Source organism: Pseudomonas sp. p1(2021b) (assembly GCF_020151015.1).
GTDB classification, from domain to species: domain Bacteria; phylum Pseudomonadota; class Gammaproteobacteria; order Pseudomonadales; family Pseudomonadaceae; genus Aquipseudomonas; species Aquipseudomonas putida_K.
The window spans coordinates 4,097,390-4,110,928 of record NZ_CP083746.1; the positions used below are offsets into that span (position 1 = coordinate 4,097,390).

The following is a 13,539-nucleotide window of genomic DNA, read 5'->3' on the forward strand; positions in this document are numbered from 1 at the left end:
GCGCACCAGAAAGGCTCGGCGAGCACGATGGAGAAAATGGACCATGGGCAGATGGACCACAGCAAGATGCCCATGGACCACGGCAGCATGGACCACGGCAAGATGCAGGGCATGGATCACAGTCAGATGAACCATGCCGCGCCAGGCACTTTGCCGACGACCGAAAGCCGCACCCCCATCCCGGTACTGACGGACGCCGACCGCAAGGCAGCCTTTCCTCCGCTCCCCGGCCATGGCGTCCATGACAGTGCGATCAACACCTTCTTCCTGCTCGACCAACTGGAATACCAGGACGCCGATGACGGCAGCACCCTGAGCTGGGATGCGTCGGGCTGGATCGGCGGCGATGTCGATCGCCTCTGGCTGCGCTCCGAAGGCGAACGCACCAATGGCGTGACCGAGGAAGCCGAGCTCCAGGCCCTCTGGGGCCATGCCATCGGGCCCTGGTGGGACGTGGTCACCGGTATTCGCCAGGACTTCAAGCCTGGCGCCCCGCAAACCTGGGCTGCGTTCGGGCTGCAAGGCATGGCGCTCTATGCCTTCGAGGCCGAAGCGACGGCGTTCATTGGCGAAAACGGCCAGAGCGCCCTGCGCCTGGAAGGTGACTATGACATCCTGCTCACCAATCGGCTAATCCTCCAGCCGACGGCAGAAATGAACATCTATGGCAAGAACGATCAAGCGCGAGGCGTAGGCTCCGGCCTGGCCAACACCGAAGTCGGGCTGCGCCTGCGTTATGAAATACGGCGCGAGTTCGCACCCTACATCGGCGTCACGTGGAGCCGCGCATACGGCAATACCGCCGACATACTGCGCGACGAGGGCGAGGATGTGGAAGAAGCCCGCTTCGTGGCCGGTATCCGTATGTGGTTCTGAGACCCTGACATGAAAAGAAATACCAGGCGTTGGTCGCCAGCAGCTCGGGGCACCAGCATGGCGGCGGAGAAACCCGGATGCACGATGCGCCCGGTGGCCACGGCGCCCATCATGGCACCACCCCGGTGCAGGAAGCGACCGCCCCCAACACCCACCACCATGCGGACGGCAAGCAACACGTCCACCCTTGAAGGCAGGGCAGTGCCTATCGTATCGATTTCGCTACAGCGTAACGAAATCACTCCAATGTTTTTTGGCCACCGATACGCAAGGGTTTGATCCACCATGGCTTTTCAATCGCCACCGATCTGTAGCGATTTCATTACAAACCGCTAGGGCAAACCGCCGCGTAAATCGCTGCCCGCCTTGATTTCCGGGGCCTCGCGCTGATTGGCCGCATTATTGCTAAGGGAATCGCGACCAAGAGCGCGGAACCACCGCGCCTACCTCCCCTGCTTCGAGGATTCCCCATGAGCGAGTTGCGTTTCACCGAAGATCACGAATGGCTGCGCGTCGAGGCTGACGGCAGTGTCACCGTGGGCATCACCGCCTATGCCCAGAACGCCCTGGGTGATGTGGTCTACGTGCAACTGCCAGAACTGCAGCAGTACGAAAAAGGCGCCGAAGCCTCCACCGTGGAGTCGGTGAAAGCCGCCAGCGGCGTGTACATGCCCCTGACCGGTGAAGTGGTCGCGGTCAACGAAAACCTCAACGACAGCCCTGAATTGGTCAACGAAGACCCACTGGGCGAAGGCTGGTTCTTCCGCTTCGTCCCCGCCGATGCCAGCGCCGTCGGCGAGCTGCTCGACCAGGCCGCCTACGACCGCCTGATCAACGAAAACGCCTGAGGAACCGCCAATGACCCTCAACCTCGGCACCGCCAACGAATTCATCGCCCGCCACATCGGCCCACGCAGCGCGGATGAGCAGGCCATGCTCGCCACCCTGGGCTTCGAGTCGCTCGATGCCATGACCGCCGCGGTCATCCCCGACACCATCAAGGGCACCAGCGTGCTCGGCAACGCCGACGGCCAGAGCGAGGCCGATGCCCTTGCCGACCTCAAGGCCATCGCCGGCAAGAACCAGCTGTTCAAGAACTACATCGGCCAGGGCTACTACAACACCCACACGCCGGCTCCGATCCTGCGCAACCTGCTGGAAAACCCGGCCTGGTACACCGCCTACACGCCCTACCAGCCGGAAATCTCCCAAGGCCGCCTGGAAGCGCTGCTCAACTTCCAGACCCTGATCAGCGACCTGACCGGCCTGCCGATCGCCAACGCCTCGCTGCTCGACGAAGCCACCGCCGCCGCCGAGGCCATGACCTTCTGCAAGCGCCTGTCGAAGAACAAGGCCGGTCACGCGTTCTTCGCCTCCATTCATTGCCACCCGCAGACCCTCGACGTGCTGCGCACCCGTGCCGAACCCCTGGGCATCGAAGTGGTCGTGGGCGACGAGCGTGAGCTGGGCGATCTCGGCAACTTCTTCGGCGCCCTGCTGCAATACCCGGCCAGCAATGGCGACGTATTCGACTACAGCGAGCTGGTACAGCGCTTCCACGCCAGCAACGCCCTGGTGGCGGTGGCCGCCGACCTGCTGGCCCTGACCCTGCTCACCCCGCCGGGCGAATTCGACGCCGACGTGGCCATCGGCAGCGCCCAGCGCTTCGGTGTACCGCTGGGCTTCGGCGGCCCGCACGCGGCCTATTTCGCCACCCGCGATGCGTTCAAGCGCGACATGCCCGGCCGCTTGGTCGGCGTGTCCATCGACCGCTTCGGCAAGACCGCCCTGCGCCTGGCCATGCAAACCCGCGAGCAGCACATCCGCCGCGAGAAAGCCACCAGCAACATCTGCACCGCGCAGGTGCTGCTGGCCAACATCGCCAGCATGTTCGCCGTGTACCACGGCCCGGCCGGCCTCAAGCGCATCGCCGAACGCACCCACGCCCTGACCGCCATCCTCGCCACCGGCCTGGAGCAGCTGGGCGTCAAGGTCGTTACCCGCGCGTACTTCGACACCCTGACCCTGGCCACCGGTGACGCCACCGCTCGCCTGCACGAGCAGGCCCGCGCCCAGGGCATCAACCTGCGCCAGATTGACAGCGCCCACCTGGGCCTGTCCCTGGACGAAACCTGCACCCAGGCCGATGTCGAGGCCCTGTGGCAGCTGTTCGCCGACGGCAAGGCCGTGCCGGCGTTCGCCAGCCTGGCCGCCAGCACCGCCTCGCGCCTGCCGGCCACCCTGCTGCGCCAGTCGGCGATCCTCCAGCACCCGGTGTTCAACCGCTACCACAGCGAAACCGAGCTGATGCGCTACCTGCGCCGCCTGGCCGACAAGGACCTGGCCCTGGACCGCAGCATGATCCCGCTGGGCTCGTGCACCATGAAGCTCAACGCCGCCAGCGAGATGATCCCGGTGACCTGGGCCGAGTTCGGCAACCTGCACCCGTTCGCCCCGGCCGAGCAGAGCCAGGGTTACCTGCAGATGACCCGCGAACTGGAAGCCATGCTCTGTGCCGCCACCGGCTACGACGCCGTGTCGTTGCAGCCCAACGCCGGCTCCCAGGGCGAGTACGCGGGCCTGCTGGCCATCCGCGCCTACCACCGCAGCCGCGGCGAAGGCCACCGCGACATCTGCCTGATCCCGTCCTCGGCCCACGGCACCAACCCTGCCACCGCACACATGGCCGGCATGCGCGTGGTGGTCACCGCCTGTGACGCACGTGGCAACGTCGATGTCGAAGACCTGCGCGCCAAGGCCGTCGAGCATCGTGATCGCCTGGCCGCGATCATGATCACCTACCCGTCGACCCACGGTGTGTTCGAGGAGGCGATCGGCGAGATCTGCGCGATCATCCACGACAATGGCGGCCAGGTGTACATCGACGGCGCCAACATGAACGCCATGGTCGGCCTGTGTGCCCCAGGCAAGTTCGGCGGCGATGTCTCGCACCTGAACCTGCACAAGACCTTCTGTATCCCCCACGGCGGTGGTGGCCCAGGCGTCGGCCCGATCGGCGTCAAGTCGCACCTGGCGCCGTTCCTGCCGGGCCATGCGGCCCTGGAGAACACCCAGGGCGCGGTCTGCGCCGCGCCGTTCGGCAGCGCCAGCATCCTGCCGATCACCTGGATGTACATCCGCATGATGGGCGGCGTGGGCCTCAAGCGCGCTTCGCAGATGGCTATCCTCAATGCCAACTACATCGCCCGCCGCCTGGAAGAGCACTATCCTGTCCTGTATACCGGCGGCAATGGCCTGGTGGCCCACGAGTGCATCCTCGACCTGCGTCCGCTCAAGGACAGCAGCGGCATCAGCGTCGACGACGTGGCCAAGCGCCTGATCGACTTCGGCTTCCACGCCCCGACCATGTCCTTCCCGGTGGCCGGCACCCTGATGATCGAACCGACCGAAAGCGAGTCCAAGGAGGAACTGGACCGTTTCTGCGACGCGATGATCCAGATCCGCGAGGAAATCCGCGCAGTCGAGAACGGCACCCTGGACAAGGACGACAACCCGCTGAAGAACGCCCCGCACACCGCGGCGGAGCTGGTCGGCGAATGGGCCCACGGCTATAGCCGCGAGCAGGCGGTGTACCCGCTGCCGAGCCTGGTGGAGGCCAAGTACTGGCCGCCAGTGGGCCGGGTCGACAACGTGTACGGCGACCGCAACCTGGTCTGCGCCTGCCCGTCGATCGAGAGCTACCAGGACGCCTGAGGTATCCGGTAGCCAAGGGGCCGCTTCGCGGCCCAATCGCGGGGCAAGCCCGCTCCCACAGGATAGTGTTGAACCTGAGACGTATGCCGGACCTGTGGGAGCGGGCTTGTCCCGCGATTGGGCTGCACAGCAGCCCCTACCAGTCCATCGATTCTGGAGGAAGCACCATGTCTTTAAGCGTCTTCGACCTGTTCAAGATCGGCATCGGCCCCTCCAGTTCCCATACCGTCGGCCCAATGCGCGCTGCCGCGCGCTTCGCCGAGGGGCTGCGCCGCGATGGCCTGCTCACCCGCACCGTAAGCGTCAAGGCCGAGCTGTATGGCTCGCTCGGCGCCACCGGCAAGGGCCATGGCAGCGATAAGGCCGTGCTGCTGGGCCTTGAAGGCGAGCACCCGGATACCGTCGACACCGAGGCCATCCCCGCCCGTCTGCAAGCGATCCGCGACAGCGGCCGCCTGCGCCTGTTGGGCGAGCATGAAATCGCCTTCGTCGAGAAACAGCACCTGGCGATGATCCGCAAGCCCCTGGCCTACCACCCCAACGGCATGATCTTTCGCGCCTTCGATGAAGCCGGGCTGCAAATCCGTAGCCGGGAGTACTACTCGGTGGGCGGTGGTTTCGTGGTCGACGAGGACGCTGCCGGTCACGACCGGATCGTCGAGGACACCACCGTGCTGGCCTACCCGTTTCGCACCGCCAAGGAACTGCTCGCCCACTGCAGCGAGCAGCACCTGTCGATCAGCCAGGTGATGCTGGCCAACGAAGCGGCCTGGCGGCCCGAAGCCGAGACCCGCTCGGGGCTGCTGCGCATCTGGCAGGTCATGCAGGACTGCGTCGAAGCCGGTTGCCGCCACGAAGGCATCCTGCCCGGCGGGCTCAAGGTCAAGCGACGGGCACCGGCGTTGTATCGCCAGCTCAGTCGCCACCCCGAGGCCAGCCTGCGCGATGCGCTGTCGGTGCTCGACTGGGTCAACCTCTATGCCCTGGCGGTGAACGAGGAAAACGCCTACGGCGGGCGGGTGGTCACCGCACCGACCAACGGCGCGGCAGGCATCGTCCCGGCGGTACTGCACTACTACATGCGCTTCATTCCCGGTGCCAACGAGGACGGGGTGGTGCGCTTCCTGCTCACAGCGGCTGCCATCGGCATCCTGTACAAGGAAAACGCTTCGATCTCCGGTGCCGAAGTCGGCTGCCAGGGCGAGGTGGGCGTGGCCTGCTCCATGGCGGCCGGCGCGTTGTGCGAAGTCATGGGCGGCAGCCCGCAACAAGTGGAGAACGCCGCCGAGATCGGCATGGAACACAATCTGGGCCTGACCTGCGACCCCATTGGCGGGTTGGTCCAGGTGCCTTGCATCGAGCGCAACGCCATGGGCTCGGTCAAGGCAATCAACGCGGTGCGCATGGCCCTGCGTGGCGACGGGCAACACTATGTCTCGCTCGACAAGGTCATCCGCACCATGCGCCAGACCGGCGCAGACATGAAAAGCAAATACAAGGAGACCGCCCGCGGCGGTCTGGCCGTCAACATCATCGAGTGTTGACCCGAATAACAACGAGGAATCATCGATGTCCGAAACACTGCACAAGACCCCGCTGCACGCCCTGCACCTGGAACTGGGCGCCCGCATGGTGCCGTTCGCCGGCTATGACATGCCGGTGCAGTATCCGCTGGGCGTGCTCAAGGAGCACCTGCACACCCGTGAGCAGGCGGGCCTGTTCGACGTCTCGCACATGGGCCAGATCCGCCTGCGTGGCAGCGATGCCGCGAAGGCCCTGGAAACCCTGGTGCCGGTGGACATCATCGACCTGCCGGTGGGCATGCAGCGCTACGCCATGTTCACCAACGAGCAAGGCGGCATCCTCGACGACCTGATGGTCGCCAACCTGGGCGACGACGAGCTGTTCCTGGTGGTCAACGCCGCCTGCAAGGACCAGGACCTGGCCCACCTGCAGAAACACATCGGCTCCCGCTGCGAGATCGAGCCGCTGTTCGAGGCGCGCGCCCTACTCGCCTTGCAAGGCCCGGCGGCGGTCAAGGTGCTCGAGCGCCTGGCGCCGGAAGTCGCCAGCATGACGTTCATGCAGTTCCGCCCTGTCACCCTGCTCGGCGCCGACTGCTATGTCAGCCGCTCGGGCTACACCGGTGAAGACGGTTACGAGATCTCGGTCCCGGTAGCCGATGCCGAAGCCTTGGCCCGCCGACTGTTGGCCGAGCCCGAGGTACAGCCGATCGGCCTGGGCGCACGCGACTCGCTGCGCCTGGAAGCCGGTCTTTGCCTGTACGGCCACGACATGAACACCAGCACCACGCCGGTGGAAGCCAGCCTGCTGTGGGCTATCTCCAAAGTACGCCGCGCCGACGGCGAACGTGCCGGTGGCTTCCCCGGCGCCCACGCCATCTTCGAGCAGCAACGGCAAAGTGTTGCGCGCAAGCGCGTTGGCCTGCTGCCGCAGGAACGCACCCCGGTTCGCGAAGGCGCACAGATCGTCGACGCAGACGGGCGCACGGTCGGTGAAGTCTGCAGCGGTGGTTTCGGCCCGACGCTCGGCGCACCGGTCGCCATGGGATATGTCGAGAGTGAACATGCCGCGCTCGATACAGCATTGTTTGCTGTAGTGCGTGGCAAGCAGGTGGCCTTGAAGGTCAGCAAAATGCCTTTCGTTGCGCAACGTTACTATCGTGGTTGATTGACGGTGGGCGGGTTCGTCATATTCGTTTTCGAACCTGCCCAATAACTTTTGAACATAGCGCCAGCCCAGGCGCCACGCCGTTTCCGACAATTTTGTCGGTTATAGGAAAAACCCTGAATTCCGGCGGTCCGCAGGGCTTGTTTTTGTCGACGGAGTTAGCGTAGAGTCACTGCACTGTGTTTGCATGGGTCGCAACAGTTCGTGACCTGGGCCAGTAGCTGAATCTGCTACAACCCGTTCGACGTCTCTTACTTTCCTGCAACCCAGCCCGGTACTCTTTCCTATCCGTTGATACGAAAGAAACTGTCATCAAAATTTAAGCTTCATAGGAAACAAGACAATGGCTGAGCGTCAGAACGGTACCGTCAAGTGGTTCAATGACGAGAAAGGTTACGGCTTCATCACCCCAGAAAGCGGTCCGGATCTGTTCGTGCACTTCCGTGCCATCGAAGGTAACGGCTTCAAGAGCCTGAAAGAAGGCCAGAAAGTCTCCTTCGAGGCCGTTCAAGGCCAGAAAGGCATGCAAGCCGACAAGGTTCAGGTCATCGCCTAAGCGAGATCCAGACTTCAAAAAGCCCCTGCCAAGTGCAGGGGCTTTTTTTTATCCGTAGAATACCGGCTTCGCCATCTGGAGCCGTCCTGCATGTCCAAGCCCTTGCTCACCCCTCAGGGTGATTTCCCTCCGGTCGGCCTGGGCCGACGCCTGGCCGCGATGTTCTATGACTTTCTCTTGTGCACCGCGCTGCTGATCGTCACCGCCGGCCTCTACAAGCTGGTACAGATGGCGATCATCGGCGAGGCGCGCATGCGCGAGCTGACCGATGCCGGCGCCCTGGATGGCGACCCGCTGCTGTCGACGATCCTGCTGTTCGCCCTGTTCGGCTTCTTCGCCAAGTTCTGGACCCACGGCGGCCAGACCCTGGGCATGCAGGTGTGGGGCGTACGGGTGCAGAACGCCGACGGCAGCGCCATCAGCCTGTGGCAGGCGTTGTTGCGCTTCGTGGTGGCCATCGCGTCATGGCTGTGCCTGGGCCTGGGGTTTCTCTGGGCGCTGGTCGACAAACGCAAGCGCGGCTGGCATGACATCTATTCGGAAAGCCAGCTGGTGCGGGTGCCCAAACGCAAGTGAAGCCTACCGACCTGTAGGAGCGGCCTTGCGCCGCGAAAGGGGCGCGAAGCGCCCCCAAGGATCGGCGCCCTGTCAGAATTCGTCGGGGCTGCTTTGCAGCCCTTTCGCGGCGCAAGGCCGCTCCTACGGGGATCGCGCAAGCATCGGCCGGTCGGCTTTTTTGCTTCAGTCAGGTACTACCCCGCCCGTCGCAACAACCATACGCCCGCCAGCGCACAGATCCCGGCCGGGATCACCACCGCCAGCAACGGCGGGAAGCCGAACACCTGGCTCGATGGCCCCAACAGGTCCTGGCCGATACGGAACACGAAGCCCACCAGCACACCGGTGAACACCCGCTGGCCGAGGGTCACCGAACGCAGTGGGCCGAAGATGAAGGAAATCGCCATCAGCACCAGGGCCGCAGTGACCACCGGCTGCAACACCTTGGTCCAGAACGCCAGCCAGTAACGTGCGTTGTTCAGGCCTTGCTCGGACAGGTAGTGGATGTAGTCCCACAGGCCGGTGATCGACAGCGACTCGGGCGCCAGGATCACAGTGTTGAGCAATTGCGGCGTCACCGAGACGTCCCAGCGCTCCTGGGGCGTCTTCACGACCTCGGTGTGGTCGCCACGGAAGTGGGTGGTGGCGACGTCGCTGAGGATCCAGTGGTCCTGGTTGTACTGCGCCCGGCGCGCGAAGCTCGAGGTGACGATGTGCCGCTCGGCGTCGAAGCGGTAGCGGGTCACGCCCAGCAGCAGGCCATTGGGCTGCACCGAGTTGATGTGCACGAACTCGTCGCCCTGGCGGTGCCACATGCCGCGCTTGGAACTCTGCGCATCGCCACCGCCCTGGGCCAGGGACCGGTCGGCCTGGGCCTTGTTCTCGGTGACCGGGGCCACGTACTCGCCGACCAGCAGGCCCACCAGCATGAGCACCAGCATCGGCTTCATCACCGCCCAGACAATGCGCCCGATGGACACACCGGCAGCACGCATGATGGTCAGCTCGCTGCTGCTGGCCAGGCTGCCCAGGCCGATCAGGCAGCCGATCAGCGCGGCCATCGGCAGCATCTCGTACAACCGGCGTGGCGCGGTCAGCAGCACGAAGCGGCCGGCGTCCATCACCGTGTAGGTGTTGCTCAGGTCGCCCATCTCGTCGATGAAGGCGAACAGCGAGGCCAGGCCGAGGATGATCCCCAGTACCGCCAGGATGGCCAGCAGCACGCTCTGGCCGATGTAGCGATCCAGCTTAACCATGGGCCACCTCCGAACGACGGGCGGCGAGTTTCAGACGCAGCGGCTCCCAGTACATCAGGCCCAGGCCGATCAGCAGGAACAGCCCATGCACCCACCACATGCCCAGGGCGATCGGGATCTTGCCCTTTTCCAGGGCGCCACGTACGGAAATCAGCATCGTCAGGTAGGCCATGTACAAAAGAATCGCCGGCAGCAGCTTGAGGAAACGGCCCTGGCGCGGATTGACGCGCGACAACGGCACGGCCAGCAGGGTCACCACGAAGACCAGCAGCGGCAGCGACAGGCGCCACTGCAGCTCGGCCTGCTCGCGCAGCGCCTTCTTGCCGAACAGTTCAGAGGTGGGGATGGCCTCGCGGTCGGTCACCTCCTCGCTGACTTCAGGCTTGGGCAACAGCACGCCATAGGTGTCGTACTTGATCGCGCGGTAGTCGGCCTGGCCCGGGTTGCCGTCGTAGCGGTAGCCGTTTTCCAGGATCAGGTAGCGATTGCCGTCGGCCTGCACTTCCTGGTGGCCTTTTTCGGCGACCAGCACCGAGGGTGCGCGGTCCTTGGTCTTGTCCTGGTTGAAGCGCTTCTCGGAGATGAACACACCGCTCAGGTTGATGCGATCGTCAGTCAGCTCCTCGGTGTAGGTCACCCGCGAGCCGTCGCGCAGGGTCTGGAAGCGCCCGGGCACCAGGGTATCGAACTCGGTCAGGGCATCCTGCTGGTTGATGATCTGCTGCACCTGGGCCACGCCTTGGGGCGCCAGGCTCAGGCTCAGCCAGGCCACCAGCAGAGCGACCAGCCCGGCCGGGGCCAGGGTCAGCAGCAGCAGGCGTTGCTGGCTCATGCCCGTGGCCGAGAGCACGGTCATCTCGCTTTCCAGGTAGAGCCGGCCGTAGGCCAGGAGAATGCCGAGGAACAGGCCCAGCGGCAGGATCAGCTGCAGGAAGCCCGGCAGGCGGAAGCCCATGATCAGGAACAGCACGCTCGGGTCGAGCACGCCCTGGGCGGCCTGGGCCAGGTACTTGATGAAGCGCCCGCTCATGATGATCACCAGCAGCACGGCGCTGACGGCGCTCAAGGTCACCAGGACCTCGCGGGACAGATAACGGAAGACGATCAAACCAGACACTCCTGGGTTGTCAGGGGCGCAAAGCCGTTCAAGGGCTTCGGACAGCCAAGACCTATGCCGGTTCGCCGAGGGCGAACCTCCATGTAAAGTGCGCGCATTATCCTGTGATTGGCAGTGCCTGTCACTTGGCCGCGCATGACGGCGCATGTCGGGGTTGTCATCGAGGTTGCCGCAGGCTCAAACTGGCAGCTTTTCCACTGGCACGCGAGCACGCGGCCAGGCCCGTTTCGAGCGTGTGCACGAGACCGCGCCAACTGACTGATCATTCGGGGACCCTGACATGGAACTGGTTGTAAAAAGTGTAGCCGCCGCCTCCTTGAAAACCGCCACCTTGGTACTGGCCGTGGGTGAAGGGCGCAAGCTCGGCGATATCGCCAAGGCCGTCGACCAGGCCAGCAACGGTGCCATCAGCGCCGTGCTCAAGCGTGGCGACCTCGCCGGCAAGCCCGGCCAGACCTTGCTGCTGCACAGCCTGCCAGGCCTCAAGGCCGAGCGCGTGCTGCTGGTCGGCAGTGGCAAGGAGGCCCTGGGCGATCGCGCCTGGCGCAAGCTGGTCGCCAGCGTCGCTGGCGTGCTCAAGGGCCTGAACGGCAGCGACGCGGTGCTGGCCCTGGATGATGTCGCCGTCACCGGCCGCGATGCCCACTACGGCAAGTACCGCCTGCTGGCCGAGACCCTGCTCGACGGCGAATACGTGTTCGACCGCTTCAAGAGCCAGAAGGCCGAGCCTCGCGCACTGAAGAAGATCACCCTGCTGGCCGACAAGGCCGGCCAGGGCGAAGTCGAACGCGCCGTGAAACACGCCAACGCCATCGCCGCGGGCATGGCCTTCACCCGCGACCTGGGCAACCTGCCACCGAACCTGTGCCACCCAAGCTTCCTGGCCGAGCAGGCCAAGGAGCTGGGCAAGGCGCACAAGAACCTCAAGGTCGAGGTCCTGGACGAGAAGAAGATCAAGGACCTGGGCATGGGCGCCTTCTATGCCGTGGGCCAGGGCAGCGACCAGCCACCACGCCTGATCGTGCTCAACTACCAGGGCGGCAAGAAGAGCGATAAGCCCTTCGTGCTGGTCGGCAAGGGCATCACCTTCGACACCGGCGGCATCAGCCTCAAGCCCGGTGCCGGCATGGACGAGATGAAGTACGACATGTGCGGTGCCGCCAGCGTGTTCGGCACCCTGCACGCCGTGCTGGAGCTGCAGTTGCCGATCAACCTGGTGTGCCTGCTGGCCTGCGCCGAGAACATGCCCAGCGGCGGAGCCACTCGCCCGGGTGACATCGTCACCACCATGAGCGGCCAGACCGTGGAGATCCTCAACACCGACGCCGAAGGCCGCCTGGTGCTGTGCGACACCCTGACCTACGCCGAGCGCTTCAAGCCCCAGGCAGTGATCGACATCGCCACCCTGACCGGCGCCTGCATCGTCGCCCTGGGCAGCCACACTTCGGGCCTGATGGGCAACAACGACGACCTGGTCGGCCAGTTGCTCGACGCCGGCAAGCGCGCCGACGACCGTGCCTGGCAGCTGCCGCTGTTCGACGAATACCAGGAGCAGCTGGACAGCCCGTTCGCCGACATCGCCAACATTGGCGGGCCGAAGGCCGGCACCATCACCGCCGGCTGCTTCCTGTCGCGCTTCGCCAAGGCCTACGACTGGGCGCACCTGGACGTTGCCGGCACCGCCTGGATCAGCGGCGGCAAGGACAAGGGCGCCTCGGGCCGCCCGGTCCCGTTGCTGACCCAGTACCTGCTCGACCGCGCCAACGCTTGATGCCAACAGGCCGGTGGCGCTCGCGCGCCACCGGTTGGCAGACCTGACCATGAGCAAAGTCGACTTCTACATCCTGCCCACCGACGACTTGGCGGCGCGCCTGGATTTCGCCTGCAAGCTGTGCGAGAAGGCCTGGCGCCTCGGCCACCGGGTCTACCTGCACTGCCAGGACGCCGAGCAGCGCGCCGCGCTGGACGAACGCCTGTGGCGCTTCAAGGGCGAAGCCTTCGTGCCCCACGACCTGGCCGAGGCCCATGCCGACGCCGTGGTGGCCCTGGGGCTGGGCGACGATGCCGGCACCCACCGTGACCTGCTGATCAACCTGGGGGCCGACGTGCCCGGGTTCGTCGGCCAGTTCGAACGGGTGGCCGAAATCGTCGTCGAGGCACCGGCCATCCGCCAGGCTGCCCGGGAGCGATTCCGTTTCTACCGCGAACGGGGCTATGCTCTGCAAGACCACCGCTTACAGCGACTTTGACGACGATGGACAAGCATTCCCCCCTACCTGATTCCGCGCACCTGCTCGACGACCTCGAGTCGATCCGCCAGCTGCTGGGCGACGCCGACCTGCAACCACCGCTGCTGACCGAAACGGTCGAGCAGATTCCGCTGCTGCTCGACGAACCCGCCGGCAACCCGGCGCCGCCCGCCCAACCCACCCCGGTGGCGCAAGAAGACGACCCGCAGACCCGCCGCCAGGACACCCTGCTGCACCTGGAAGCCGACCTGCGCGCCGCCGCCCAGCAGATCATGCAAGACGTGATCAACGACTTCACCCCGCACATCGAGAACGAGATCAAGCGCCGTCTGGATGCACGCATGGAACGGCTGATCAAACGCTCGGAGTAAATCCCGGGGCCGCTTGGCGGCCCTTTCGCGGCACAAGGCCGCTCCTACAGCGATCATGCTGCCTGTAGGAGCGGCCTTGTGCCGCGAAAGGGCTGCAAAGCAGCCCCTGTCCCTGTCGCCTCAACCCCCCAGCTTGGTTATACTTCCCGGC

General features: G+C 65.1%; 12 protein-coding genes. 10 read left to right on the top strand and 2 right to left on the bottom strand.

Annotated elements, in window-relative coordinates:
* The first annotated feature begins 27 nt into the window (after window positions 1–27).
* The 7 genes from K8374_RS19075 to K8374_RS19105 all read left to right on the top strand — a co-directional run bounded on the left by K8374_RS19075 (window position 28) and on the right by K8374_RS19105 (window position 8,413).
* Complete coding sequence (locus K8374_RS19075) at window positions 28–876, top strand: copper resistance protein B (RefSeq protein WP_224459363.1); 849 nt, start codon at window positions 28–30, stop codon at window positions 874–876.
* A gap of 470 nt (window positions 877–1,346) precedes the next feature.
* On the top strand, window positions 1,347–1,724 hold the full coding sequence (gene gcvH / locus K8374_RS19080) for a glycine cleavage system protein GcvH (RefSeq protein ID WP_224456791.1): 378 nt from the start codon (window positions 1,347–1,349) through the stop codon (window positions 1,722–1,724).
* Between the two features lie 10 nt (window positions 1,725–1,734).
* Window positions 1,735–4,590 carry an aminomethyl-transferring glycine dehydrogenase gene (gcvP, locus tag K8374_RS19085; RefSeq protein ID WP_224456792.1) on the top strand — a complete coding sequence of 952 codons (2,856 nt, stop codon included), beginning with the start codon at window positions 1,735–1,737 and terminating at the stop codon, window positions 4,588–4,590.
* Between the two features lie 167 nt (window positions 4,591–4,757).
* The gene (locus tag K8374_RS19090) at window positions 4,758–6,134 is read left to right on the top strand and encodes an L-serine ammonia-lyase (RefSeq protein WP_224456793.1); all 1,377 of its coding nucleotides are present in this window, start codon (window positions 4,758–4,760) and stop codon (window positions 6,132–6,134) included.
* A gap of 25 nt (window positions 6,135–6,159) precedes the next feature.
* Window positions 6,160–7,281 (top strand): glycine cleavage system aminomethyltransferase GcvT, encoded by a 1,122-nt coding sequence (gcvT, locus tag K8374_RS19095; RefSeq protein ID WP_224456794.1) that lies wholly within the window; start codon window positions 6,160–6,162, stop codon window positions 7,279–7,281.
* A 343-nt stretch (window positions 7,282–7,624) separates the two neighbouring features.
* Window positions 7,625–7,837 carry a cold-shock protein gene (locus tag K8374_RS19100; protein ID WP_043210709.1) on the top strand — a complete coding sequence of 71 codons (213 nt, stop codon included), beginning with the start codon at window positions 7,625–7,627 and terminating at the stop codon, window positions 7,835–7,837.
* Between the two features lie 90 nt (window positions 7,838–7,927).
* Window positions 7,928–8,413, top strand: coding sequence for an RDD family protein (locus tag K8374_RS19105; protein ID WP_224456795.1), 486 nt, complete (start codon window positions 7,928–7,930; stop codon window positions 8,411–8,413).
* A gap of 176 nt (window positions 8,414–8,589) precedes the next feature.
* Here K8374_RS19105 and lptG read toward each other — a convergent pair whose 3' ends face one another.
* A complete protein-coding gene (gene lptG / locus K8374_RS19110; RefSeq protein ID WP_224456796.1) occupies window positions 8,590–9,651 on the bottom strand; it encodes an LPS export ABC transporter permease LptG in 1,062 nt (353 codons plus the stop codon).
* Window positions 9,644–10,759 carry an LPS export ABC transporter permease LptF gene (gene lptF / locus K8374_RS19115; RefSeq protein ID WP_196146447.1) on the bottom strand — a complete coding sequence of 372 codons (1,116 nt, stop codon included), beginning with the start codon at window positions 10,757–10,759 and terminating at the stop codon, window positions 9,644–9,646. The genes lptG and lptF overlap by 8 nt, the downstream gene beginning before the upstream one ends.
* Window positions 10,760–11,048: 289 nt before the next feature.
* On the opposite strand from lptF, the gene K8374_RS19120 reads away from it, so the two are divergent.
* From K8374_RS19120 to K8374_RS19130, 3 genes are read left to right on the top strand one after another with little or no spacing between them, the layout of a single operon-like run.
* Window positions 11,049–12,539, top strand: coding sequence for a leucyl aminopeptidase (locus tag K8374_RS19120; RefSeq protein ID WP_224456797.1), 1,491 nt, complete (start codon window positions 11,049–11,051; stop codon window positions 12,537–12,539).
* A gap of 49 nt (window positions 12,540–12,588) precedes the next feature.
* Window positions 12,589–13,017, top strand: a complete 429-nt coding sequence (locus tag K8374_RS19125) for a DNA polymerase III subunit chi (RefSeq protein ID WP_224456798.1) — start codon at window positions 12,589–12,591, stop codon at window positions 13,015–13,017.
* Window positions 13,018–13,022: 5 nt separating this feature from the next.
* Complete coding sequence (locus K8374_RS19130; RefSeq protein ID WP_224456799.1) at window positions 13,023–13,388, top strand: DNA polymerase III subunit chi; 366 nt, start codon at window positions 13,023–13,025, stop codon at window positions 13,386–13,388.
* Window positions 13,389–13,539 lie beyond the last annotated feature (151 nt).

Bases quoted from the DNA above. Each gene is read 5' to 3' on its own strand.
- K8374_RS19125 (WP_224456798.1), top strand. From the start codon at position 12,589: ATGAGCAAAGTCGACTTCTACATCCTGCCCACCGACGACTTGGCGGCG.
- K8374_RS19075 (WP_224459363.1), top strand. From the start codon at position 28: ATGGAGAAAATGGACCATGGGCAGATGGACCACAGCAAGATGCCCATG.
- lptG (WP_224456796.1), bottom strand. From the start codon at position 9,651: ATGGTTAAGCTGGATCGCTACATCGGCCAGAGCGTGCTGCTGGCCATC.
- gcvP (WP_224456792.1), top strand. From the start codon at position 1,735: ATGACCCTCAACCTCGGCACCGCCAACGAATTCATCGCCCGCCACATC.
- K8374_RS19100 (WP_043210709.1), top strand. From the start codon at position 7,625: ATGGCTGAGCGTCAGAACGGTACCGTCAAGTGGTTCAATGACGAGAAA.
- K8374_RS19130 (WP_224456799.1), top strand. From the start codon at position 13,023: ATGGACAAGCATTCCCCCCTACCTGATTCCGCGCACCTGCTCGACGAC.
- gcvH (WP_224456791.1), top strand. From the start codon at position 1,347: ATGAGCGAGTTGCGTTTCACCGAAGATCACGAATGGCTGCGCGTCGAG.
- K8374_RS19105 (WP_224456795.1), top strand. From the start codon at position 7,928: ATGTCCAAGCCCTTGCTCACCCCTCAGGGTGATTTCCCTCCGGTCGGC.
- K8374_RS19090 (WP_224456793.1), top strand. From the start codon at position 4,758: ATGTCTTTAAGCGTCTTCGACCTGTTCAAGATCGGCATCGGCCCCTCC.
- K8374_RS19120 (WP_224456797.1), top strand. From the start codon at position 11,049: ATGGAACTGGTTGTAAAAAGTGTAGCCGCCGCCTCCTTGAAAACCGCC.
- gcvT (WP_224456794.1), top strand. From the start codon at position 6,160: ATGTCCGAAACACTGCACAAGACCCCGCTGCACGCCCTGCACCTGGAA.